Source organism: Lysinibacillus sp. C5.1, from assembly GCF_016350185.1.
GTDB classification, from domain to species: Bacteria; Bacillota; Bacilli; order Bacillales_A; family Planococcaceae; genus Lysinibacillus; species Lysinibacillus sphaericus.
Window position 1 is genome coordinate 462,526 of sequence record NZ_CP066226.1, and the last position, 24,717, is coordinate 487,242.

Consider the following 24,717-nt stretch of genomic DNA (forward strand, 5'->3'; position numbering starts at 1 on the left):
GCTAGTGAAAATTCTGAATTGTTTTGGTGCCTGTTACTTGTATTATTAAAGTTATGAAATATATTCAATAAGGAATGATTTAATGAAAAAATTTTATTTTATCCTCTTGGTAGCAGTTGCTATGGTGATTGTCTTTGTTTTAAACAATAATGAAGATAAGCAGGATCAAGTTATTTACGTTGCGACAAATGGACATGATGATAATGTTGGTACAAAATCAAAGCCATTACGCACATTAAAAAAAGCGGCTTTAGAAGCAAGCGCCGGTACTACCGTCCTCATACGAAAAGGAAATTATCATGAAAAACTTGTCGTAAAACATAGTGGTACCAAGTCAAAACCAATTACATTTAAAGCCTACAACAAGGAAAAGGTTGTTCTGAGTGGAAAGGACTTGAAGGATGTTGAAGAGGATGTAGCCTTAGTGGTGATAAATAATAAAAATTACGTGACCATCAGTGGACTAACTATCCAGGATTTATCTACTGATTTAGCAGGCGAAACAGTAATGGGGATTTATGTAACAGGTTCTAGTAGCCATATTACACTAGACAATAATCATGTGCAGCGCATTGAAACCCATGCAGATGATGGGAATGGCCATGGGATTGCTATATACGGAACTGGCACAATGAAAGATATAAATATTTCAAATAATACGTTGGAAGATTTGAAACTAGGGGCAAGTGAATCTCTTGTTCTAAATGGCAATATTGACGTTTTTAAAGTAGAAAATAATATAGTTCGCCGTAGTGATAATATCGGAATTGACCTAATTGGTTATGAAGGCATTTCAAATGATAAAAAAGTGGACTTTGTACGGAATGGCATCGTAAAGAATAATATAGTTTATGAAATATCCTCTTATGACAATCCAGCTTATGGGGAGGATTATGCTGCTGGCGGAATTTATGTAGATGGTGGCAAAAATATAACCATTGAAAAGAATACCGTTTATAAAAGTGATATTGGAATAGAAGCAACTTCTGAGCATGCTAAAAAATACGCTGATAACATTAAAATAATAAACAATATTATTTATGAAAACTTTTACACTGGGATATCGATTGGTGGGTATGATGAAGATCGGGGAGGTACGATTAATTCTACTATCTCTCAAAATATTCTTTATCGAAATGACACGAAGGGGCTAGATGGGGGACAGCTATTATTACAATATGATACAAAAAACAATGTGATAGAAAGAAATGTTTTAACCGCTGGACCATCGCGGATTTTTATCTCCAACTATTTTACAGCCAATCAAAAAAATAAACTCCAAAAGAATGTATTCCATAAAGAAAAAGGAGAAACAGGTATTTGGATATGGAAAGAGAAAGAATATACATCTTTTCCTAAATTTAGAAAAGCCTCAAAAAGTGATGAGAAGTCTAGCTATATAGACCCGAAATATCAAAATGCAAACAAATATGATTTTAGGTTAAAAGAGGATTCTCTTGCAAGAAAAATTGTATTTTGATTTTGTATTCTAGGACTCGTATTGTTCTTATTTGTTTTGTGGGTCTATGCTACTGTTAATAATTCCATGCTATAATCTAGGGAGCTTCGTTATGTCAGAATTCAGAATTGTTTGAGTGCCTGGCACTTATAAAAAATAGCGTACTAGAACTATTTCTAGTGCGCTATTTTCCTTTTAGTAGCCCTCAAAGACCCTTACACGAGTAGGCCAAATAATTGGATGTCGTTATTTACTTCTTTGTAGTTGAAACCAAACTCTTTCATGCGTTTTAACAATCCTTCATAATCATCGCGATTGCCTAGCTCGATACCCACTAAGGCAGGACCACTCTCTTTATTGTTTTTCTTCGTATATTCAAAAGTTGTAATATCATCATTTGGTCCAAGGACGCTTGTTAGGAATTGACGAAGTGCACCTGCACGTTGAGGGAAACTTACGATAAAGTAGTATAGTAATCCTTCGTGAATTAAAGATTTCTCTTTAATCTCTTGCATACGCCCAATATCGTTATTACCACCACTAATAATAACTACAACAGATTTGCCTTTAATCTCTTCTTTATAACTGTCAAGAGCAGCAACTGATAATGCGCCAGCGGGTTCAGCTATAATCGCGTGTTTATTGTACAAATCTAATATGGTTGTACATACTTTTCCTTCGGGAACAAGCACGATATCGTCTAAATAACGGCGACAAACATCATAAGTGTGGTGACCGACGCATTTTACGGCAGCACCGTCAACGAATTTGTCAATCCAATCGAGTGCCACTGCGCCACCTTCTGCAAATGCAGCTTTCATACTGCCTGCACCGGCTGGCTCTACACCGATAATTTTACTGTTTGGGGAAAGGTTTTTCACATAAGCTGAAACACCTGACATTAATCCACCGCCGCCAATACTTCCGAAAACATAGTCGATTGGTTCTTCCATGTCATTCATAATTTCAACAGCAACTGTGCCTTGTCCAGCGATGACGTCAAAATCGTCGAATGGGTGGATAAAAATTTTACTTTGTTCTTCGCAGTAGGCCATTGCACTTTCAGCAGCATCATCAAACGTATCTCCTGCTAAAATAATTTCAGCGTAATCACGGCCAAACATACGCACTTGGTCGATTTTTTGTTTTGGGGTTGTTTGAGGCATGAAGATGCTCGCTTGAATTTTTAACTGTGCGCAGGCATAAGCAACACCTTGTGCGTGATTTCCCGCACTGGCACAGACAACGCCGTTAATGCGTGCTTCTTCCTCGATTTTTTTAATTTTATAGTAAGCACCGCGAAGTTTAAATGAGCGAACATGCTGTAAATCCTCACGTTTGAAATAAATATTAGCTCCGTATTTCTCTGATAAATAATCGTTTTTCTGTAGTGGCGTATGCACGACTACATCTTTTAAAAAGTGATGTGCAATTAAGATATTCTCTACTTGCACTGTTTTAGTGTCAGCAACTTCCATAGTATTCATCCTCCGTTTTACGTGTAAAACATTCATCTATGATAGCATATTTTTTTCGATTTTTGTTATAAATTTTTAGTAAATTCTAAATTTTCGGTGTCCATTTTCTTATCTTATTACATGGAAGTAGCATAATTTATGATGTTCGAGAAAAAACGTCTATTGATCGAGTTTTCTAGAAATTGAATTATCAAAAATTTTTTAAAAATGACAGAAGGAGAAACTTTCATAACGAAGAACGCCGAGCATATATTAGTTTAGGACAAGTAGGGGGTAAGCATTTGGACATTATTCATGGGATACTATCTACATATATGCAATTTTTCGATTGGGATATGTGGAAAAAAGTATTAGCAGATCCAGTATCGTGGGGATTAATTTCATCGCTCATTGTCATTGAGGGATTACTGTCGGCAGATAATGCGCTCGTACTAGCGGTACTTGTCAAACATTTACCCGATAAGCAACGTAAACGGGCGTTAATGTATGGTATGCTAGGGGCTTATTTTTTCCGTTTTTTATTTATCGGAATTGGCGTGTATTTAGTAGAGTTTTGGTTTATTAAAGTGTTGGGAGCGTTGTATTTAGGGTGGATTAGTATTGCGCATTTTTTACAACTAGGACAAGAGGACAGTGTCAAAGAAGTAAAAAAGTCTGGAATAATGGTGCGGATATTTGGCGTATTTTGGGCTACTGTTATTTCTGTAGAGCTAATGGATATTGCGTTTTCGGTTGATTCCATTTTTGCTGCCTTTGCAATATCTGATCAGGTTTGGGTGTTATTAATAGGCGGCATGCTTGGTATATTAATGATGCGAACAATTGCAGGATTATTTTTAATTATTATCGAAAAAATTCCAGAGCTTGAGGCGACGGCATTTATCATAATTGGGATTATTGCGCTTAAAATGTTAGTGACTGTATTTGGTATATATGTACCGCATTATTTATTTTTTATTATTTTAGTCATTGCCTTTGGTTTGACGATGGTTATCCATGTGTTTAATAAATTAAAAATAGCAAAATAAAAGCGGTTGTGCCTTAAAAGGTTACAACCGCTTTTTTGTATTATTTTACATAATTATCAGGGTTAACAATGTAGAACTTTTCAACATTCAGCCAGCTCTCGCTCATTGGCTCGCCGTCATCAATGCGCTTTTCTGTTTCTTGCATCATCCAACCAGTTTGAGAAGCATGCGCTTGTAAAGCCTTTACTTTATCCATCTTCATTTCACGGATGTCGATTTCGACATGTGGTTCACCATTTTTAGCAATTGTATCGTTAGCAAAGGCGCAGCCAAAAATTTGAGGTCGCGCTGCTTTAGGCATGCGACGCACAGCCTCTACAACGGCCCGTGCAGTTGCTTCATGGTCAGGGTGCACGGCGAAGCCAGGAAGGAAAGTAAAAATAAGCGACGGCATTAATTCTTCAATTAAACCTTCTACAAGCTTGACCATTTTTTCGTCGTCTTCAAATTCAATTGTTTTATCGCGTAAGCCTAGCATACGTAAATCTTGAATGCCCATAGCGTCAGCAGCAGCGACAAGCTCCTTGCGGCGTATTTCTGGCAACGATTCACGCGTAGCAAATGGTGGATTTCCTAAATTACGACCCATTTCACCTAATGTTAAACAGGCATATGTAACAGGTGTATTCATCTTTTTAGTATAATAGGCAATCGTTCCAGCAACTGAAAAAGCCTCATCATCTGGGTGAGGGTAAACAATTAAAATATGACGTTGTGGTTGTAAATTCAAATAGTCGTCCCCCTTAATAAGTAAATGGCGTTTCGCTAATTTCCAGTGCTATCGCCAATTTACCTGAATAGTCTAGTCCAGCCATTAACAAACGGCCTAAATCATCTAATTCATAATGTGTAATACCTTGAGCATAAACCCAACCATGTGCCATTTTTAAACCGACACGATGTGGAGAGTCATCCACTACTTTAGCCAGTTCGTAATTAATTTTGGCATTACGAATAAAAGCCCCAGCATTAAAAAATTTTTCATCGTAGTGTGCTGCGTAAGAACCGTTTGTCGTCTCAAGATGAATATAAACGTCTTTGTTGGCGAAAGAATTCAATAATTCCTGCAACGTCTCTACTTGTACTTCTTGCATCTTAACACTCCTCTCGATTATTTCTTTATTAAGTATAGTCAAAAAAGGTCATAAAGGGAAATTGAATGCCCTTTTTATGACAAATTTATGTTGGGTTCTTTTGTGGAGTGTTTGAAAATTGGATAGAAATAGGGATTGAAAATGGCTATAATTCCCTTGCAATTTCTTTAAGCAAAATTCTTGAAAAAGTTATTGCGATGTATCAATATATAAAGTGTGAAAGCAAATTTGTACAAAAAGTGTCGTTTTATTTTGTATGCGGTTTCACAATACGAAAAGATGTTGCATATTTGACTTCTTCACACGTAGAGTGACAGTTCACCATGCAGAAGGGGAATATAAGCTAGACAAAAACGATTTCTATCTTGGTACAATAGATGACGTCCTTCTCCATCTGGTATAGGGCTGTAGCGTGCAAAGAAGACATGAAAGCTCATTATCATAGTATAGTAAAAAAGCCACAATTCTCTTTTATGACGGAGAATTGTGGTTTTTTTGCAATAATGGGCATCAAAATCAGATTGCTCTTAAAGCTTCCTAAGGTTAATCGGGGAGCGTGTGGGAGTAAGATATGTCTCTTTTAAAAACGATTAAGTTTCTTTTCAATGGATTCTAAACGATTATTAACATTTTGTAGTTGTTTACACATTTGTTTAAATTGTTGATTTTGATCTTGTGAATTGGAAGCGAGTAATTGCGCATCTTCCTCTTCCTCTTGTAACGCTAATATCGTTGCGAGGGTGGATAGTGAATACCCGAGGGTTAATACAATTGAAGCGATTACTTCCATTTTAGAAGATGTTATTTCTCCAGCTAACAAGCGTGATTCTTCAGTTGTCTCCTCAGATTTATGTTTTTTCATACGTCTCCCTCCCATATACAGCTAATATATGGCATGTGTTGTGCTACGGTATCTTGTCCGCTTTTATTATGTAAATGTAAAGTATTGTAATAATCAGATAATTTAATTGCTTTTTTTAGAAATATATTGCATTATAGTAGAAAAAAGTAATAGGGGGAATTGATGTGATAAAAGATTATAAGTTTTGTAAGGAATCAAGGGTTATGCGGACAAGTCGTGTTTTTCCGAATGATGTAAACAATCATAATACTCTTTTTGGTGGTCGTTTAATGAGCGATATTGATCAGGTCGCATCAATTTCCGCTGCTAAGCATAGTCGGAGAGATTGTGTCACTGCTTCCACCGATTCGGTCGATTTCTTACATCCGATTCGTCCTACAGATTCTGTCTATTTTGAGTCATATGTAACATGGACTGGAACTTCCTCGATGGAGGTGTTTGTGAAAGTCATCTCCGAAAATTTAAAAACAGGTGAACGTAAAGTTGCAGCCACTGCTTTATTAACCTTTGTAGCACTAGATGAACAAAATCGGCCTGCTGCAGTACCACGCGTTATACCTGAAACAGTTGAGGAAACAAAATTGCACGAGACTGCTTCTGAAAGAGCAAAAGTGCGGGCTGAGCGCAAAAAAGAAAGCAAGGCATTAGCTAGTTTTATATCCATGAATGATCCATGGGATTATCGGCTCGAACTGATGGAAAATTACATGTAAAGTGTAAATAGAGGGGAAACGCCGGTAAAAGCCAGTACTTCGCGGGTAAGCGACGAGAAAACGCCGGTAAAAGCTCAAAAATCGCTGATAAGCTAGAAAAAAACGCTGGTAAACCTTTCGGCAAGCGTCTACCGATTTACGCAAAAAAGTGGCTGGGACATAAGTAGAAAAATTTAAGGAACAGAGGAAAAGTGTTCATAAATTTTTGCTATATGGAGAACATAGCTAACTTAGTTATTGTTGCTTTTGCAATAAATAAAAAATTAAAAGGGTTCACTAGTTGTTGGTAGCGAAGGAGGTGACTCCTGCTCAGCAAAAAAGTGTTAGATTGACCGCCGGAACTGACCCCAATAGGTATAGACAAATAAAAAAAGCATCTTCGATTGAAATTCGGGTATAGATACTTAAATTTCAATGTGGAGGTGTTTTTTCTATGGGAACAAGAGTGAGTTATCCCTATGAAGTAAAAATGAAAGCGATTAAGATGCGATTAGCAGGTGTACCTGTCAAACAGATTCTATTGGAATTAAATATACGCCATAAAACACAGGTCGAAACATGGGTGCGTTGGTATAGAAATGGTGAAGTCAATCGTTTGAAACAACCTGTAGGCAAACAATATATCTTTAATAAGGGTCCTGAACCGGACAATGAACAAACGAAATTAGCATTGGAAAACCGTTATTTAAAGCAACAAATTGAGGTGCTAAAAAAGTACGCAGAGTTGGAGAGGAAGTGGTTGGAGAAGTAGCTGTACAGTTAGTTGCGTCACTAAGAAGCATGATGTCTGTAAAGGACATTTGTAAACACTTTGGGATTGCACGATCTACCTACTATCGTTGGAAACAGGCATCAACCGATGCAAGGTCTCGTCAAGCAATAGAGAGACGTATCGGTGAACTCTGTCGAGCAAATAAATTTCGCTATGGCTACAGAAAAATTACAGCACTTTTACGTCAAGAAATGTGCGTCAATCATAAAGTGGTTCAACGTATCATGCAAAAATATGGTTGGCAATGTCGCGTGAAAGTGAAAAAACGGAAACGAACAGGACAACCTTATGCAATCGCAGCAAATTTATTAAATCGCGATTTTGAAGCCACCGCACCGTTACAGAAGCTCGTAACTGATATTACTTACTTGCCATTTGGTCAAAAACAGTTGTATCTTTCAAGTATTCAAGATTTATATAATGGTGAAATTATTGCCTATTCGATTGGAGACTGCCAAGATACTGATTTTGTGCTGGATACATTAGCTCAACTTCATCATTTGCCCGAAGGGTGTACGTTGCACAGTGACCAAGGGGCGGTATACACATCGTATGATTATCAACAGGCCGTAAAAGCAAAAGGCATTACCATGAGCATGTCCCGTAAAGGTACGCCCGCTGATAATGCCCCAATCGAATCGTTTCATTCTGTGTTAAAGTCTGAAACATTCTACTTAGACAATTTGAACAGTACTACGACGGCCATCGTAGAACAAACTGTCAAAGACTATATAAACTATTATAACAATAACCGAATTCAAACGAAACTAAACAACCAGTCGCCGGTTCAATACCGACAACTGGTTGAGTAATGCTTTTTTGATTATTGTCTTATATATCGGGGTCAGTCCCGCCATCAATCTAACACTTTTTCTCTTTTGCCCTAGCCTCTTTTTCTTTTTTACGGTTTATTAAATTTCAGTTACAGTAACTGCTGGAGCACCAAATCGAGACTTAGCACCATGCATAACTGGTCCTACATAATCATTTAACGCCCAACCATGTGCGATGGCAGCCGATACAAATTCTTTTGCTTCAATTACAGCTTCTTTGACAGATAGTCCATTGGCAAGATTAGCTGTCACAGAAGCAGCGAATGTACAGCCTGCACCGTGGTTAAACGTAGAAGCGACTTTTTCTGATTCTAATAAGTAGAATGTTGCACCATCAAAAAATAAGTCTGTTGCTTTTTCAGTTGCTAATGCTTTTCCGCCTTTAATGACAACTGCTTTTGCACCTAGTTCATGAATTTTTTTGGCCGCTGTTTTCATCTCATCAATTGACTTTGGTGTACCTGTACCAGCTAATTGTCCAGCTTCAAAAAGGTTTGGTGTTGTCACGGCAGCAAGCGGTAGCAAGTGCTGAATCATAGCGTCAGTGTTGCCAGGGTTTAAAACCTCGTCATCCCCTTTGCATACCATAACAGGATCAATCACAACATTTGAAGTACCAGACTTGGCGATCGCCTCACCAGCTATACGAATAATCTCCTCAGTCGAAAGCATACCTGTTTTTACTGCATCAATGCCTGTTGATAATGCTGTATCAATTTGTTTTTGAAGAAGCTCTGTTGGCAATGGCGTTACATTATGTGTCCATCCATTTGGATCCATTGTCACAACTACTGTTAATGCCACCATCCCGTATGTGCCATGTTCTTGGAAAGTTTTAAGGTCGGCTTGCATGCCTGCGCCGCCAGATGTATCTGAACCTGCGATTGTTAAAGTTTTTTTAAGAGCCATGTGAAAGATCTCCTTCATGAAAGAATAGTTTAATCTACCGTTTAGTATAGTCTTAATCTGATTCTGTAAAAATAGTCAGAAATCAATATTTTTATATGGTCAGTATCAATTGAAACTTGAATAACACGTTATTTTTTTGTACCGTTGTAAATAAAAGAAAGGGGCATTTCAATGAAAGAAGTATTCCCAAATGATTGGCAAACAATACTAGCAGAAGAATTAGAAAAACCATATTATCAACGTTTACGTCAATTTGTGGCCCATGAATATTCGACACAGACCATTTATCCACCAATGCATGATGTTATGAATGCATTTTATTGCACAGCTTATCATGATGTAAAAGTGGTAATCTTAGGACAAGACCCGTACCATGGACCGAATCAAGCGCATGGTCTAAGCTTTTCTGTAAAGCCCAATGTCCCACATCCACCAAGCTTACGCAATATGCTACAGGAATTACAAGATGATATTGGTTGTCCAATACCACAGCATGGCACCTTGACGAAATGGGCGGAGCAGGGTGTAATGCTTTTAAATACAGTGCTGACAGTAAGAGCAGGACAAGCTCACTCCCATAAGGAGCAAGGCTGGGAACAGTTTACGGATACGGTTATTGATAAACTTGCAGCACGACAAAAACCAATCATCTTTGTGCTATGGGGCAAGCCTGCGCAGCGTAAAAAGCAAATAATTCATCAGTACGCAACCCCACATGTCATCTTAGAAGCGCCACATCCGAGTCCATTAAGTGCATATAGAGGCTTTTTTGGTAGCAAACCGTATTCACAAGTCAATGCACAATTACTGGCGTGGGGAGAGCAACCGATTGATTGGTGTTTAGTATAAAGTGGCACAAATCGTTTGCTTTATACACTAGAAAAATCATGGTACAGTTTATAATAGAAGAAAGAGGGGCACAGCGATGCAGGTAAATTGTTTTAAATGTCAATATTTCAAAGTAACGTGGGACCCGCAAACACCGCGTGCTTGTGTGGCATATAGCTTTAAAACGAAGCAAATGCCATCAGTTGTTGTTAAACAATCGTCTGGTATGAACTGCCTAAAATTCGTGCCAAAAGCAGAAGGTGAGAGAGCGCAATGATATCATATGAAGCTGTCATACAGCAGCTTGAAAAACAATTAGCTAGTGTAAAAAATGCAACGAATGAACAGCAAATGCGTGAAGCACTGACAGCTATTCGGGCATTATGCGATGTAGTGCTGGATTTACCTATTGAAACTTCCAATGTTCAGTCAAAACCTATACCGCAAATGTTAGCTACTGAACAAAAGCCATCCAATTTATATACCGCAAAAATCCAACATGATGATGGTGCAAATGGTGATTCAATCTTTGATTTTTAATTAGTGCTGGCAACATTAGACTAAAAAATTGAGTATTAGAAAAAAGGTAGGGTAAATAACGATGAAAAAATTTATTGTCACAGGTGCACTTCATGGCTTTTTAGCAGTGGCACTAGGTGCATTTGGTGCACATGCATTAAAAGATGTTGTAGATGAATACGGTCTTAGCATTTGGGAAACAGCTGTGCAATACCAAATGTTCCATGCTACAGGTCTGCTAGTCATCGGTCTTTTAATGAGCTCTAAATTACTAGGTGAGGTAAAACAATTAAAGTTAGCAGGTATTTTCTTTAATTTAGGTATTGTTTTTTTTGCAGGAAGTTTATATGTGTTAGCGGTAAGTGGCATTAAAGTATTAGGGGCAATTACACCAATTGGTGGTGTGTTATTTTTAGCTGGTTGGGTGCTAATTATCGTTAGTGCGTTAAAACATGCAAAATGATAAATGAATTTTTCCTCACAGTTATTTGTATAAAAAATATGTAACGAGGGTATGTCCCTAAACTTTAAAATAGTATGCTAGGTAAACTGGCATACTATTTTTTTATCAATAGAACGTCTTTCCACAATAGAAACAGCATTTTCATTATATTAATTCCTATTGTTTTTGTAAGGATTTGTAGGGTACACTAGTATTACTAAAAAAAGGAACGACAGTAGAAAGCGAGGTTAATGGTATATGGAAAAATTATTTACGTTATTGGATGATGGCTATGAGGAGATGGTAGCAATTCGTCGTCATCTACATCAGTATCCGGAAATATCTTTTGAAGAAGTGGAAACACCTGCATACATAGCAGCTTTTCATAGAGCGTTAGGGCATGAAGTACGGGAACAAGTAGGTGGACGAGGCGTTGTGGCAACGTTACGCGGTGCAAAGACAGGACAAACAGTAGCGTTACGTGCTGATTTTGATGCATTAGCTATTCAAGAAGAAAATGATGTGCCTTATAAATCATTAATCGACGGTAAAATGCATGCATGTGGACATGATGGACATACAGCTACTTTACTTGGGTTGGCTAAAGCGCTTAATGCAATGAAGGATGACCTAGTAGGTAATGTTGTGTTTATTCATCAACATGCGGAGGAAGTTGCACCAGGCGGGGCAAAGCCGATGATTGAAGATGGTTGCCTAGATGGGGTCGATGTAATCTTTGGGACACATTTATGGGCTCCAACACCACTTGGGGATATTTTAGTAAGAGAGGGAGCGATAATGGCAGCCGCCGATAAAGCAGAAATTCTTATTCAAGGAAAAGGAGGCCATGGTGCAGAACCACACCATTCCATTGATGCGGTTGTACTAGCCTCTCAATTTGTTATCAATGCCCAGCAATTAGTCGCTCGACGAATAGATCCATTAAAATCAGCAGTTTTGACAATTGGGCATTTTGAAGCCATTAATCCATTTAATGTTATTGCAGAACGAGTGGCATTAACTGGTACAGTACGAACTTTTGAGGAGCAGGTGCGTACACAAATGGAACAAGAGCTTGAAGCAGTCTTAAAAGCTACTTGTCTTGCCTTCGGAGCAAGTTATGAATATCGTTATACAAGAGGATATCCTCCTGTCTATAATCATGCAAATGAAACCCAATTTGTTGCCCAGCTTGCGGCAGAAATTCCAGGGGTGGAAAATGTCATTACATGTCCGCCGTTTATGATTGGGGAGGATTTTGCATATTATCTTGAACAAGTGCCTGGTGCGTTTTTCTTTACAGGTGCCAAAAAGCCAGAATGGCAAACAGCCTATCCACATCATCATGCCCGCTTTGATTTTGATGAACGTGCAATGCTCATTGCAGCAAAAACATTAGGAAAAGCGACTTTACAATATTTACAAAAAACATCAGAAGAAAATGAATAGTTGCTGGTAGTTGTAGAATCGGATAACAACTGCGCGGCAAAAAAGTGTTAGATTGATTGCGTCAATCTAACACTTTTTCTTTTTTTCTAACCTCATTTCAGTTATGGATTTTGATTGAAATAAGACATTTCCTCATCGTATTCAGCAAAATCAAAGTAAATCATTGGGAATAAAAAACGATGATTCGATTTGATTTCTCGTAAAATAACGTGATCCCGACCCGCAGCTTCTACAACACCTCGTACAGTCTTGGTATTTTTCCCTTGCTCAACAGCATGTTCGAAGGAAAAGTGGAAAGTACCAGGTTTTCCTCGATTCAAACGTAAGATGTTTTCAATATACGATTCCTCACGTCCAGGTGGCCGTCCGCTTGGAAGCGTCACTGGAGGAGGCGTCATTTGTTGCTGTGTTGTCGGTGTCCAATAGTAAGGCATCATAAGTATCAACCTTCTTTCATTTAAATTTGAGGGCAATCTTCTTCCGTTGGAGAGAAGAAGCAATGCGATTTGAAACGTCCTGTATTCCACTGTCCATACCATTGTGCAGGGCAGTCACCCGCAGGTCGGAAAAACCACAGAGAGCGGGTAGCCGGATGAAATCTTTCACCTTCAATAACCCTTTTTGCTAATCGAAGATCTTGTTCACGTGCCCGTTGATAAAAATAACTTTTTGTTGTTGCTTCAAACCCCCCTGGTCGTTGATAAACCATTTGTTCCAGTGTTCGAATATCACCAAAATCTAGACAATCTGCTCGTACACGATTGACGCCAACATTGCCGACCATCAGCATGCCTAATTCACCTTCGCCTTCAGCTTCCGCACGCATAAGCCTTGCAAGCAAAGCTGTTTGTGCATCATTCGTCTTTATTACAGCGATTTTCAAACCTCCTCGCAAACAGTATATGCATGAAGGTATTGTAGACATGTTCAATTTTGATAAGAAAGAAATTCACAAATCAAAATGATGAAGCATATATTAGTAATAACGGGGGAGTCCGTCAATAAAAGGTGGTTTTACGATAGTTACTATATTCAATGGGGTAAAGATAAAATAAACATTACATTAGGGGATTATAAGAGAAAATTGCATGTGTATGAATACATGTGAGGTGACGAGAGATGGAGAAAGGTGTTTGGGTTGCAATTTTAGTAAGTGCAGTGCTCGCATTTTTGCTTGGGAATATCTATGGTCAACCCCTCCATTGGTATCTTTTTATAGTAATAATCTTGGTAGGTTTTTTCATAAATACGATTATTATTATTTTAAAAGTGAAGGATGAAAGCTCTTAATGCTTTACGTAATGTCCCATTCATAAGAGGCTGGTACAAAAGAGAAAAAGTGTTAAATTGATGGCAGTCAATCTAACACTTTTTTGCTGCGCCGTTGTTGTCCGCTTCGGTGGTGCTTTCCGCTCAGCACAGTAAGCCGCAACCCTCGCTATCGCGCGGAATGCCCGCGTCTTACGTTCTGTGCTGTCCCGCAGGAGTCACCGCCTCCGCTACCAACAACTAGTGAACACTTCTAATTTTTTATTTATTGCAAAAGCAAGAATAGCTAAGTGTGCTAAGTCTCCATATACCAAAAATTTATGAATCCCTTTCCTCTGCTCCTTAATTTTTTTTAGTTTTGTCCCAGCCTCAGTACAATTAACAAGAAGATGTATTTGTTCTTCCCACTTGAATAATGCGATAAAATTTTTATTATCTTTTTGCGAAAAAATGTGAAAAAACTTATGATTTGCAAGTATATTGAAAATGCATTGTGACATACTAAAGTGAAACTGATTATTGTTTTTATAAAAAGGAGTAGTACAATGCGTATTTTCGGTATGTTTGTAGCCATTATCGCAAGTGCATTTATGGCTGTTGGAATTGCTGAGTATTATGATCAGCCATATGATTGGTATTTAGTATTTTTCATGATTCTTATTGGATTTTTTATTCATACCATTATTTTAATAGTAGAATCTGAATACAGTGAGGAAAATGAAGTATAAAAAATGCGAGCCCATTCGATATGGACTCGCGTTTTTTTATTTAACTGATAGGAAATTAACCAATTTTTCGTTATCAAGTAGGTTACCGACGAAAAATTCACCGAACTCACCGTAACGAGCAGAAACTTCGTCAAAACGCATTTCATAAACGAGTTTTTTGAACTGTAATACGTCATCTGCAAATAATGTAACGCCCCATTCGTGGTCATCAAAACCTACAGAACCAGTGATAATTTGTTTTACTTTACCAGCATAGCCGCGACCAATCATACCGTGAGAACGCATTAATGACTTACGCTCGTCCATTGATAGCATATACCAGTTATCATTCCCTTGGCGACGCTTGTCCATTGGGTAGAAGCAAACATACTTAGAACGAGGTAGTTCCGGGTATAGTCGTGCACGGACATGTGGATTTTGGTATGGGTCTTCGTTTGATTCGCCAGCTAAGTAGTTTGAAAGCTCAACAACAGATACATAAGAATATGTAGGAATAGTAAAATCAGCAATAGCTAATTTATTAAATTCCGCTTCCAGCTCTTGTAATTCATCCATTGTTTCGCGTAATGTCATAATCATAAAGTCGGCCTTTTGACCAACAATCGCGTAGAAAGCATGAGCACCTGTTTTAGCAACATCTGCTTCATTTAACTTTTCTAAATAAGCAATAAATTCTTCAACTGCTGCTTGACGTTCTTCTGCGGACACAAGTTTCCAAGAAGCCCAGTCAATTGAGCGGAAATCATGTAAAGCGTACCAACCGTCTAATGTAATTGCTGCTTCATTCATTATGCAAAGCACTCCTTTATAAGTGAAAATCATTCTTAATTTAGTTTATCATAGTTTGTACAAAATCCCTAAATTCATGACTGATTTTCACCAATTTGACACCATCTATGGATGATGTATGCTAAAGAGAAGAGATGATGGAAATAGAGGAGCTTTAAAATACATGAACAGTAATTTACAACAGCCCATTTGGCGTTTTTATGATCAATCTATTAGCTTGAAAAATAGCAGCCCCCTTGAATCATTTGCAACAGATGATACATTATGTCAATTGGTAGGACAGCTCGTATCACCACCGACTATTCGTACATGGGTACATAATGCTTCGGTGGTACTTGGCATTCAAGATCATCGATTACCTTATGTACAGCAAGGCATGAAGTTGCTTGAGAAGCGAGGCTATCATCCCATTGTTCGCAATTCAGGTGGTCTTGCCGTTGTGTTAGATGAAGGGATACTAAATATATCAGTTGTTTTATCTGAACAAACAACAGCCATAGGCATTAATGATGGCTATGATGTCATGGTTGCGTTGATTAAAGCACTATTTCCTGAAGCTGCTGATAAAATCGAAGCCTATGAAATAGTCGGCTCCTATTGCCCAGGTTCCTATGATTTAAGTATTGAAGGCAAGAAATTTGCAGGTATTTCCCAAAGAAGATTACGACAAGGTGTAGCAGTGCAAATTTATTTATGTATTGAAGGAAGCGGAGCGGAGCGTGCGGCACTAATTCGTGATTTTTACGCTGAAAGTTTACAAGGAGAGGTAACGAAATTTACGTATCCTCAAATACTACCAGATGTAATGGCTTCGTTAAGTGAATTAGTGGATGCCTCTTTAACAGTCAAAGACGTAGTCATTCGTTTACAGCAAATGCTGCATACAATGGCTGAAGAAGTTCGGTTAGAGCCATTTCATGATGAAGAATTACCATTATATGCATTTTATTTACAACGGGTATTAGAGCGAAATGCCAAAATGCTTGCGTTGAAGTAAATGTAATCATATTTTCTAGCAAAAAAGGCGATGGTGCTAACTAAGCACATCGCCATTTTCTTTTTGATAGGTTGGACCACTAATAACTAGATTTCCGTTTTTCTCCATTTTAAAAACCGGAGCAATACGTTCTTCCTCTTCATCTAGCGTTACAAGGCGTCTAGCGCGGTTCATAATTTGGACAAACTGCTCATAATCTTTGCGAATTGCACGGTTTTCTTCTTCAAGCTGAGCAATTGTTTTCTCTAGCTTTTTATTTTTCTCGGATGTTACGTGCACAAGTTGTCTCCATTTTGAAGACTCATTACCTATTTCACCAGAATGTTGTAAACGTAGTAAATATGCTATGACAATATCAAGTGATAGGGCAGATAGAGGAATTGACTTGCTATCTGTATCACTATTATTTATTGTAAACATATTTGTGGAACGACGTCTTGCTGGTGCACCCAACACTCGCATTCTCTCTTTTCTTTCTTTTTTCGCCTCAGCTAGTTGCTCCTCATAAGCTTTACGAACAACTGCATTCCAACGGAAACCACATGCAGCCGCCGTACGATTTAACGCATCACCAGCTTCTTCAAAAGCATTTAATTGTGTACTACCTTCCGTTACGTGACGAATTACTGCCTCTGCTAGCAATTCATCATTTTCTTCTAACCAAGCATCTTGTCTTACTTTACTCATTATAAAATCCTCCCACCTTTATTTGGAATTTCTTTATTTATGTCTAGCATGACCAATCTTTTAACCTTTTATTCATCTATGTGAAAGGAATTATGCTTGAATACAAGGGGAATAATACGATACAATACCGATTGTAGGTTTGTGCGTATGCTACATACTTAAATATGTGAAGGTTATGCGGACATTAGATAATTTTATTGAAAAATACTATATAGAAAGGGTTGTTGACAAAATGGCAAACGAATTTAAAGTTTGCGATGAATGTCAGGCCGTTAACTTAAAAACGTTAATTCCAAAATTAAAGGAAATCGATCCTGATGCAACCATCGAAATTGGCTGTCACTCTTATTGTGGCCCAGGTCGTAAAAAAACATTTACATTTGTAAATAGTCGCCCTGTTGCTGCATTAACGGAAGAAGAACTAATGGAAAAAGTTTTAGCTAAATTAAAAAATAAGTAATAAAAGACTATCTTCACACGGCTGAAGGTAGTTTTTGTTTGTTTTAGGACGATAATAACCTGTATGAAGTGGAAATTACGTTTAATTAGGTTGATAGTCTCTATAATTACAGTGTAATCTCTATGCTAGTTCTATAATGTTTGCATATAATAGAAGAAAGATGAAATGGAGGTGCTGTACAAATGACACATTATGCAAAGGCAAAATTACAAGAAGAAAAAGTATTTAAAGATCCTGTACATCGTTATGTACATGTACGAGATCAAGTTATTTGGGATTTAGTAGGAACAAGAGAATTTCAACGTTTGCGTAGAATTCGCCAACTAGGCACTACGTTTTTAGTATTCCACGGAGCAGAGCATAGTCGCTTTAGTCATTCACTTGGTGTTTATGAAATTGTGCGTCGCATTATCGATGATGTTTTTGTAGGTCGCCCTGATTGGGATGAAGACGAGCGACTGCTAGTGCTTTGTGCAGCCCTATTACATGATTTAGGACATGGTCCATTTTCACATGCATTTGAAAATGTGTTTGAGTTAGATCATGAATTTTACACAAGACAAATTTTGCTTGGGGATACGGAAGTACATGCGGTGCTAAAAAAAGTTGCACCCAATTTTCCTGAAAAAGTATCACAAGTAATTGAAAAAACGTATCCGAACAAACAAGTCATTAGCTTAATATCAAGCCAAATTGATGCGGATCGTATGGATTACTTACAACGTGACGCCTATTTTACAGGTGTAAGCTATGGTCATTTTGATATGGAACGTATATTACGCGTAATGCGTCCACGTAAAAATCAAGTAGTAATTAAAGCAACCGGCATGCATGCTGTAGAAGATTATATTATGAGTCGCTATCAAATGTACTTACAAATCTATTTCCATCCTGTATCGCGAAGTGCAGAAGTAATTTTGAATAATATTTTAAAGCGAGCGAAGCAATTAAGTAATGCAGGCTATAAGTTTAAGCATGAGCCTACACATTTTTTGGCATTTTTCCAAAATACGATTACGTTGGAAGATTACCTTGCCCTAGATGAAAGTATTCTGTTTACATATTTTCAATTATGGATGCAAGAGGATGATGCGATATTAAGTGATTTAAGTCGCCGTTTTGTGAATCGTAAGCTATTCCAATACATTGATTTAGATCCAGGAGTAGAACTAGAAAAATATCAAAAGTTACAAGCGTTATTTAAACAAGCAGACATCAATCCAGACTACTACCTTGTCCATGATACAACGGCAGATCTCCCTTACGATTTTTATCGACCAGGTGAGGAAGAAGTACGAGTCCCTATCTTTTTAGAAATGAAAAACGGAGAATTACGTGAATTATCACGCGAATCTATTATCGTTGATTCCATTTCAGGACGCATGAAACGAGATCATAAAGTATATTTTCCACTTGATATATTAGAGGATTCTAGTACACAAGCATCAGTGAAACAGCAAATTATAAAGTTATTACAAATACATTAAAAATCAAGTGTAAATCTATCTAATTTGGTTATATATAAACGCCTTATTTTATATAAGTAATACAAAAGCACTAAACTCACTAAAAAATAGTGACGGTTTAGTGCTTTTTCTTGTGCACAAATACATATTCGATTAGTGAAGATGTCATTAATATAGGAATTGTTAATGAAAAAAATGGCAATGTTTAGAATTTGTTTAGAATCATTTCTTATAATGAATGAAAACCAAAAGGGGGTGAGGCCATTCTATACAGCAGAGGCGCCACACACCAGTTTTCGATACAAAAACGGTATGTGTACCGAGTGATGAAAGGTTCTTATGTATCAATGAGACGACACGTTATTAGAGGGGAAGAGGGGCAAACCGAATGTTTGTAGCAAAGTTTTCGCATAGTGTGAAAACTTACATGTCGTCCGCAAACACTTTAAGGGATCTCTCTGAACTTAAAAAGGGAGAGAAACATGAAAAAATTAAATTTAGCAATCATTACATTGTTGCTAGTGTTCCAAACGGTACTGTCACCGATTTCCGTATTTGCAGAAGATACAGGTTCTTCTGTACCTCCAGCAGTTGAAGCTGGAAATGGTGAAACTACTTCTAATTCGCCGGACACAGGCAATCCAGATGCAGCAGAGCCGACACCTGGTGACGCAGGCAATCCAGATGCAACAGTACCGACACCTGGTGACACCGGTAATCCGGATGCAACAGTGCCAACACCTGGTGATACAGGGGAAGTTGATGGGACAGATGCTAATACGGGGGGCACGGATAATTCAACCGTGACACCACCGGATGAATCTGACAAAGTTGACGGTGCTGAAGGTGAAGCAAAGCCAAGTGAAGAGGCGACTGACGCAACGACACCGCAAATAGCACCTATGAACATAGCACCATTAGCGTTAACTGCTGGTGATATGCAAGGTAATGTAAGTGGATTATCTGCGGGTATTCGACTAACTGGTCCAACAGGCGAGGTAATCGAGAACTCATCACAAATTCCAGCCGACGCTGCACCAAAAAAAGGTGACACAGTTTATCTAAACTATGTATTTGATGTGAAGCCTACGCAGGGCTATGGTGTAGGTTCTACATTTACGTTTGATTTACCACAATATATGATTGAGCAAGTAGGTAACTCGTTTTCAGGTTCGAAAACTACGGAATACGCTACATATTCGTATAGCTATTCTGCTGGTAAAATACTCGTAACATTAGAGAGTGACATCGAAGACGGTGTTGATGGAGAGATTGAATTTGATTTTATGGCCAAGTTTGGCAATTTCCAAGACGAGTCTAAACTTGATCAAGAATTAGTAATGCCTGTGTTAGGCAAAGCAGATATTACGTTACCCTTTATATTTCAGCCTACTGGTAGTGGTGAGCCAATCACTAAATCTTCCGGTGCAATTACACGTGAAGCGGATGGCGCTGAAATTGATTGGACAGTCTGGGTCAACACAGAAGGTAAACCAATTGTTTCAGGTGCTACAGTAGACGATACGCCAGATGCAAATCATGCATTTATAGCAGGTAGTTTAGTAGTTGAGAAATATCCAATCGGCTTAAATGGTATTAACAAAAGTAATCCAGGAGCGCCAGTAAGTTATGACAGTGGTTCAACAGCATTCCCTGTCAATTTGGATGCGGGAGGTTTTGCCTACAAACTAACGTATAAAACGAAAGTTACAGCAGATCCAACAAGCTCCAATATGACGTATAAGAACACAGCAGAATTCACAAATAACGGCGTTACTAAGACAAGTCCAGGACAAGTAAATATCCCGTATGGCCCAGCTTTACTAAAAACTATTAAATCGAATAATAAATACGAAGCATCTTGGGAGATTAAGTATAACTGGTTAGGAGAAGATCTTAGCAAAAAATCTTCCCAATCATTAACTGATACCATTCCAGCAAACAATAATGGGGCAAAGCACAATATACAATATGATGCTAATTTCCAAGTGTATCGTGTAACGTTAAATGATGATGGTCAAACAGCAGCGTCAGAAACACTGTTAACGAAAGATACAGATTATGCATTAAGTGATGATACTGCGCAAGGATTTACTATTGATTTTTCTAAAGATGTTGCTGCTAATCCGCGTGCAGCTTATTTGATTAAGTATAATACAGAGTTTGATCAAGAATTTGTCACAGATGCAAATGCAGGGAGTATCACAAATACTGTAAAGCGCTTAGATGATGATAGTTCGTCATCAGATACTGTAAGCATTGTATCAAATATCTTTAGCAAAGAACGTGGCGCAATTGACTATGTCAACAAAACAATTACTTGGAAACTAACAATTAATGCTGAAAAACCATTAACAAACTTTGTCATTGCAGATACTATTTCAACGAAAAATGCGAGCGGTAAAACGTTGAAGCATAAGTTAACATCGTGGGATGGTTCGAGTAAAGTATTCCATGTTACAAATAGTAGTGCACCAACAATTAATAATGGAGGAGAAATCGGAGATGAAGCATTTACAATGACATTCTCATCGATCCCTTCAGGAACTGTAACAATTGAATACAAAACAAAGTTTGATATTGAATCAAACGGTGGCGTGGCACAAAGCTATGACAATGTAGCAGATGCTACGTGGGATGGTCAAACAAGTACAAATAATAAAGCACAAAAAAATGCTAGCTATAAACCATCCGCAACATCGCCTACAGGTAAAAATGGTTATAAAGACAATGCAATTGTCGATAATAGTAAACAAGAATTTTCTTGGAAAATTGGTATTAACATTAATAAGCAAAACATCGAAGGTGCAAAACTAATAGATACATTAGGTACAGGACACCATATTATTGTTCCAGATGGTCAAAGTTTAAAAGATGCTATTACTGTAAATCTTTTAAAATTAGGTGTGAATGATGAAAGAGGAACAAAAGATGCGCCATTAGATCCTACTAAATGGGATGTGAAATCTGTTACACAAGATGCCCAAGGCAATGTGACAAGTTATGAACTTACATTTACAGGGTTAACGGCTGCAGAAAATAATGAAGCGTACTTGATAGAGTACAAATCAAAAGATTCAGATGATGTTTATGGAAATGGAAGTACGGATGCTCGAAAATATACGAATAGTGCCGTTTTAGATACTCCAGATAATGGTAAATATTCGTATGATGCAATCGCAACGATTACAGATAAAGCGAACAAGTTAATTACTAAGACAGCTAGTCCTCAACCAACATCAGATACGATTGAATGGACAGTCACGATTAACGAATCCAACTCAAAGCTAGGTAATATTACGTTAACGGATACGCCTTCAGCTAACCAAAAGCTATTAACTAACACATTTACAAAGCAAGAAATTAAGTTAAATGCCACAGGAAAATCACAAAACGTTGGTACAGCAACTGTGATTAGTCCTAGCGATATTCAAGTACAGCCAGATGGTACCTTTACATTAGATTTAGGAAATGTCGATGGTAAGGGCTATATTATTAAATACAAAACGTACTTTATGGGTGACCCGAACGCGGGTGAAAATGTATCGAATAATGCATCCATTAACTATGCAGGTGCTACTTCCGCAGGTACACCCGCTACAGGTGGAGATAACAAGTTATTTAAGTACAGTACATCTGATACAAACGCTTCAGCTAAAAAGGGAACGTTTAAAATTAAGAAACAAGGTGTAAATCCGAATACAGGTGCAACAACAACACTTGATGGCGTAGAATTCAAGTTATATAACCGTGACAAATCCATTGTCTTAGCAGAAGGGTCGACAGTTGATGGTGAACTTTCATTCGAAAATTTACGCTACGGTATTTATAAACTAGAAGAAACAACACCTGCAGGCTATAAAGCAGTTTCAACAGTTGAAGTAAGGTTTAATGATAGCAACAACTTCGAGGTTACAAAGAAACCTTATACAATTGTTAACGTTGAAGATATTGCACCACCAGCAAATGCGTGTAAAGAATTTGAATTAACAATTAAAGATTTAGATGGTTCTGCTATAGCAGACCAAAATGTAACATTGAAAGATGCAAACGGTACAGTGAAATACACGGGTGCAACTACTAATGGTGTTGTAAAAGTGCCGAACACTGTATTAGCAGGACAATACGATGTTTATGATGCGAATGATACAAAAATTGGAAATGTAACTGTGAAATATACAGATGGCTGTAAAGATGAAATTGCGCCAATACCAGCTTGTCCAGCATTTACAATTACATTAAATGAGAAAAAAGCTGGAGTTGATGTACCTCGTGCAGGAGTAACTGTCACGTTGAAAGATTCAACGGGTAGCGAAATTGTAACTGTCACAACTGATAAAGATGGTAAGTTTACAGTGCCGTCAATTCAAGATGTAAATGGTGTTAAAGCAGGAGAATACTATTTATATGAGGGCAATCAATTTTTAAGTACAGTTGATATCTCATACAAAGGGAATTGTGAAACTGCGATTACACAAGCACCAAAATGTGAAACGTTTAAACTAACTGTTAAGGATGTTGATGGCAACTTAGTTGCGGACGGTACTTCTGTAACAGTGAAAGATGCAGATGATAAAATTGTTGCGACAAAAACAACAACGAATGGTGTGCTGGAATTAACAAATCTGCAACCAGGTATTTATAAAGTTGAAGTCAATGGCAAAGAAAATGGTAGCTTCCAATCGAATGTTGACTGTGCAGCAACAGTGCAACCAGCACCGTCTTGTCCAATCTTTACATTAACGGTGAAAGATGAAAACGGTAATGTTCGCCCGAATGTAAGTAATATTATGATTAAAGATAAAAACGGCGCAACAATTGCTTCAAACAAAACAACAGACGCATTAGGTCAAGTGACGATGCCATCTCAAGATATTCCTTCAGGGGACTATAGCGTGTATCAAGGTGACCTATTTATTGGTCAAATTACAGTTCAATATTCCGTTAATTGTCATGCGGAAATTGTAGCAGCACCTACATGTCCTTCGTTTACATTGACTGTACAAACTGCATTTGGTACGCCTCTTGCAAATGCGATAGTCACTGTGAAAGATGTGAAAGGAAATACAATTAAAGATGCGAATGGTAACGACAAGCTAACAACGTCTGTTGCTGGAACTATTGTTTTACCAGATAAAGCAATTCAACAAGGAACGTACAATGTATATGAAGGAAGTCGTTTAATTGGCTCTTTCGTTGTAAAAGATACATGTTCGGCACTTGTAAAACCGTCATTACCAGGTGATAACGGTGGAGGCGGTGGTTCAACACCACCAGAACCAGGTAAACCAGTGGATCCAAACAAGCCAACACCAGAACCAGGTAAACCGGTGGATCCGAACAAGCCGACACCAGAACCAGGTAAACCAGTGGATCCAAACAAGCCAACACCAGAACCAGGTAAACCGGTGGATCCAAACAAGCCAACACCAGAACCAGGTAAACCGGTGGATCCGAACAAGCCAACACCAGATCCAGAACAACCGGTGAATCCTGAAAATCCATCAACAAATACAGAAGAGCCAAGTAATCCAGGGAATCCTTCAACAGATTCAAAAGATTCAACGGCTCCTGGAAAAACAGATACGTCTAAACCATCTGTACAAGATGTTATTGATCAAGGGAAAAACTTGCCGTCAATTAATACTTCTACTGCAAATAAAGATACGCTAGATGCGTATAAAGATTTCATTGATAACTATAACCAATTATCAAAAGAAGAGCAGGAAGAAATTGCAAAATCACTTGATGTAGATAAAATCAAAGCAGATGCAAAACGTTTAGAAACGCAATTACAGGCACAAGGTAAGTTGCCTCAAACAGATGGAGCCAATCAAACAGCTCTTACTCTAACGGGTGTAGCGCTTGTTTTAGGCGCATTGTTCTTCTTACGTCGTCGTAAGGCAGAAATGAAATAATGTATAAAATAACCCCC

Annotated in this window: 23 protein-coding genes; 14 read left to right on the forward strand and 9 right to left on the reverse strand. The window is 37.9% G+C overall.

What is annotated here, in order from left to right; all coding sequences use genetic code 11:
• Positions 1-82 precede the first annotated feature (82 nt).
• Complete coding sequence (locus I5435_RS02135; RefSeq protein WP_337983160.1) at positions 83-1,480, forward strand: right-handed parallel beta-helix repeat-containing protein; 1,398 nt, start codon at positions 83-85, stop codon at positions 1,478-1,480.
• Positions 1,481-1,674: 194 nt separating this feature from the next.
• On the opposite strand, the gene ilvA is transcribed toward I5435_RS02135, so the two are convergent.
• Positions 1,675-2,937 (reverse strand): threonine ammonia-lyase IlvA, encoded by a 1,263-nt coding sequence (ilvA, locus tag I5435_RS02140; RefSeq protein ID WP_024362824.1) that lies wholly within the window; start codon positions 2,935-2,937, stop codon positions 1,675-1,677.
• Between the two features lie 281 nt (positions 2,938-3,218).
• Between ilvA and I5435_RS02145 the strand changes: the two genes are divergently transcribed.
• Complete coding sequence (locus I5435_RS02145) at positions 3,219-3,965, forward strand: TerC family protein (protein ID WP_024362825.1); 747 nt, start codon at positions 3,219-3,221, stop codon at positions 3,963-3,965.
• A 40-nt stretch (positions 3,966-4,005) separates the two neighbouring features.
• Here the strand turns inward: I5435_RS02145 and bshB2 are convergent, their stop codons facing one another.
• From bshB2 to I5435_RS02160, 3 genes are all read right to left on the reverse strand, one after another.
• A complete protein-coding gene (gene bshB2, locus I5435_RS02150; protein ID WP_024362826.1) occupies positions 4,006-4,695 on the reverse strand; it encodes a bacillithiol biosynthesis deacetylase BshB2 in 690 nt (229 codons plus the stop codon).
• 13 nt (positions 4,696-4,708) lie between these two features.
• Positions 4,709-5,059, reverse strand: coding sequence for a YojF family protein (locus tag I5435_RS02155; protein WP_024362827.1), 351 nt, complete (start codon positions 5,057-5,059; stop codon positions 4,709-4,711).
• A 580-nt stretch (positions 5,060-5,639) separates the two neighbouring features.
• On the reverse strand, positions 5,640-5,921 hold the full coding sequence (locus tag I5435_RS02160; protein WP_024362828.1) for a hypothetical protein: 282 nt from the start codon (positions 5,919-5,921) through the stop codon (positions 5,640-5,642).
• A gap of 203 nt (positions 5,922-6,124) precedes the next feature.
• Between I5435_RS02160 and I5435_RS02165 the strand changes: the two genes are divergently transcribed.
• Both I5435_RS02165 and I5435_RS02170 read left to right on the forward strand, forming a co-directional pair.
• Complete coding sequence (locus I5435_RS02165; RefSeq protein ID WP_227665405.1) at positions 6,125-6,634, forward strand: acyl-CoA thioesterase; 510 nt, start codon at positions 6,125-6,127, stop codon at positions 6,632-6,634.
• A gap of 433 nt (positions 6,635-7,067) precedes the next feature.
• Positions 7,068-8,218, forward strand: a protein-coding gene (locus I5435_RS02170; RefSeq protein WP_337982902.1) for an IS3 family transposase whose coding sequence is annotated in 2 segments (ribosomal slippage) — positions 7,068-7,341 and positions 7,341-8,218 — 1,152 coding nt in all. Because the reading frame shifts where the segments join, the coding sequence is not laid out codon by codon here.
• A gap of 99 nt (positions 8,219-8,317) precedes the next feature.
• Here the strand turns inward: I5435_RS02170 and thiD are convergent.
• Entirely contained in the window at positions 8,318-9,148 is an 831-nt protein-coding gene (gene thiD, locus I5435_RS02175; protein ID WP_024362830.1) for a bifunctional hydroxymethylpyrimidine kinase/phosphomethylpyrimidine kinase, read from the reverse strand.
• Between the two features lie 171 nt (positions 9,149-9,319).
• Between thiD and I5435_RS02180 the strand changes: the two genes are divergently transcribed.
• From I5435_RS02180 to I5435_RS02200, 5 genes are all read left to right on the forward strand, one after another.
• Positions 9,320-9,997: a uracil-DNA glycosylase gene (locus I5435_RS02180; protein WP_024362831.1), complete on the forward strand. Its 678-nt coding sequence runs from the start codon at positions 9,320-9,322 to the stop codon at positions 9,995-9,997.
• A gap of 76 nt (positions 9,998-10,073) precedes the next feature.
• Positions 10,074-10,253: a uracil-DNA glycosylase gene (locus tag I5435_RS02185; protein WP_108030635.1), complete on the forward strand. Its 180-nt coding sequence runs from the start codon at positions 10,074-10,076 to the stop codon at positions 10,251-10,253.
• Positions 10,250-10,516 carry a YwdI family protein gene (locus I5435_RS02190; protein WP_024362833.1) on the forward strand — a complete coding sequence of 89 codons (267 nt, stop codon included), beginning with the start codon at positions 10,250-10,252 and terminating at the stop codon, positions 10,514-10,516. The genes I5435_RS02185 and I5435_RS02190 overlap by 4 nt, the downstream gene beginning before the upstream one ends.
• 61 nt (positions 10,517-10,577) lie before the next feature.
• Positions 10,578-10,958: a DUF423 domain-containing protein gene (locus I5435_RS02195; RefSeq protein WP_024362834.1), complete on the forward strand. Its 381-nt coding sequence runs from the start codon at positions 10,578-10,580 to the stop codon at positions 10,956-10,958.
• 237 nt (positions 10,959-11,195) lie between these two features.
• Positions 11,196-12,386 (forward strand): amidohydrolase, encoded by a 1,191-nt coding sequence (locus I5435_RS02200; protein WP_024362835.1) that lies wholly within the window; start codon positions 11,196-11,198, stop codon positions 12,384-12,386.
• Positions 12,387-12,487: 101 nt separating this feature from the next.
• On the opposite strand, the gene gerQ is transcribed toward I5435_RS02200, so the two are convergent.
• Together gerQ and I5435_RS02210 are read right to left on the reverse strand one after the other, a co-directional pair.
• Entirely contained in the window at positions 12,488-12,823 is a 336-nt protein-coding gene (gerQ, locus tag I5435_RS02205; protein WP_024362836.1) for a spore coat protein GerQ, read from the reverse strand.
• Positions 12,824-12,843: 20 nt separating this feature from the next.
• A complete protein-coding gene (locus I5435_RS02210) occupies positions 12,844-13,212 on the reverse strand; it encodes a cell wall hydrolase (RefSeq protein ID WP_370510652.1) in 369 nt (122 codons plus the stop codon).
• A 988-nt stretch (positions 13,213-14,200) separates the two neighbouring features.
• Between I5435_RS02210 and I5435_RS02215 the strand changes: the two genes are divergently transcribed.
• The gene (locus I5435_RS02215; RefSeq protein WP_025218558.1) at positions 14,201-14,383 is read left to right on the forward strand and encodes a hypothetical protein; all 183 of its coding nucleotides are present in this window, start codon (positions 14,201-14,203) and stop codon (positions 14,381-14,383) included.
• Positions 14,384-14,419: 36 nt separating this feature from the next.
• On the opposite strand, the gene hemQ is transcribed toward I5435_RS02215, so the two are convergent.
• Complete coding sequence (hemQ, locus tag I5435_RS02220) at positions 14,420-15,172, reverse strand: hydrogen peroxide-dependent heme synthase (RefSeq protein WP_024362841.1); 753 nt, start codon at positions 15,170-15,172, stop codon at positions 14,420-14,422.
• Positions 15,173-15,335: 163 nt separating this feature from the next.
• Here hemQ and I5435_RS02225 point away from each other — a divergent pair, with 163 nt between their 5' ends.
• On the forward strand, positions 15,336-16,169 hold the full coding sequence (locus tag I5435_RS02225) for an octanoyl-[GcvH]:protein N-octanoyltransferase (RefSeq protein ID WP_337983161.1): 834 nt from the start codon (positions 15,336-15,338) through the stop codon (positions 16,167-16,169).
• A 36-nt stretch (positions 16,170-16,205) separates the two neighbouring features.
• Here the strand turns inward: I5435_RS02225 and I5435_RS02230 are convergent, their stop codons facing one another.
• Positions 16,206-16,856 carry an RsfA family transcriptional regulator gene (locus tag I5435_RS02230; RefSeq protein ID WP_024362843.1) on the reverse strand — a complete coding sequence of 217 codons (651 nt, stop codon included), beginning with the start codon at positions 16,854-16,856 and terminating at the stop codon, positions 16,206-16,208.
• Positions 16,857-17,088: 232 nt separating this feature from the next.
• Between I5435_RS02230 and I5435_RS02235 the strand changes: the two genes are divergently transcribed.
• The 3 genes from I5435_RS02235 to I5435_RS02245 all read left to right on the forward strand — a co-directional run bounded on the left by I5435_RS02235 (position 17,089) and on the right by I5435_RS02245 (position 24,700).
• A complete protein-coding gene (locus I5435_RS02235; protein WP_024362844.1) occupies positions 17,089-17,316 on the forward strand; it encodes a YuzB family protein in 228 nt (75 codons plus the stop codon).
• Positions 17,317-17,498: 182 nt separating this feature from the next.
• Positions 17,499-18,803, forward strand: coding sequence for an HD domain-containing protein (locus I5435_RS02240; protein WP_337983162.1), 1,305 nt, complete (start codon positions 17,499-17,501; stop codon positions 18,801-18,803).
• Positions 18,804-19,264: 461 nt separating this feature from the next.
• Complete coding sequence (locus I5435_RS02245; RefSeq protein WP_337983163.1) at positions 19,265-24,700, forward strand: collagen binding domain-containing protein; 5,436 nt, start codon at positions 19,265-19,267, stop codon at positions 24,698-24,700.
• Positions 24,701-24,717 lie beyond the last annotated feature (17 nt).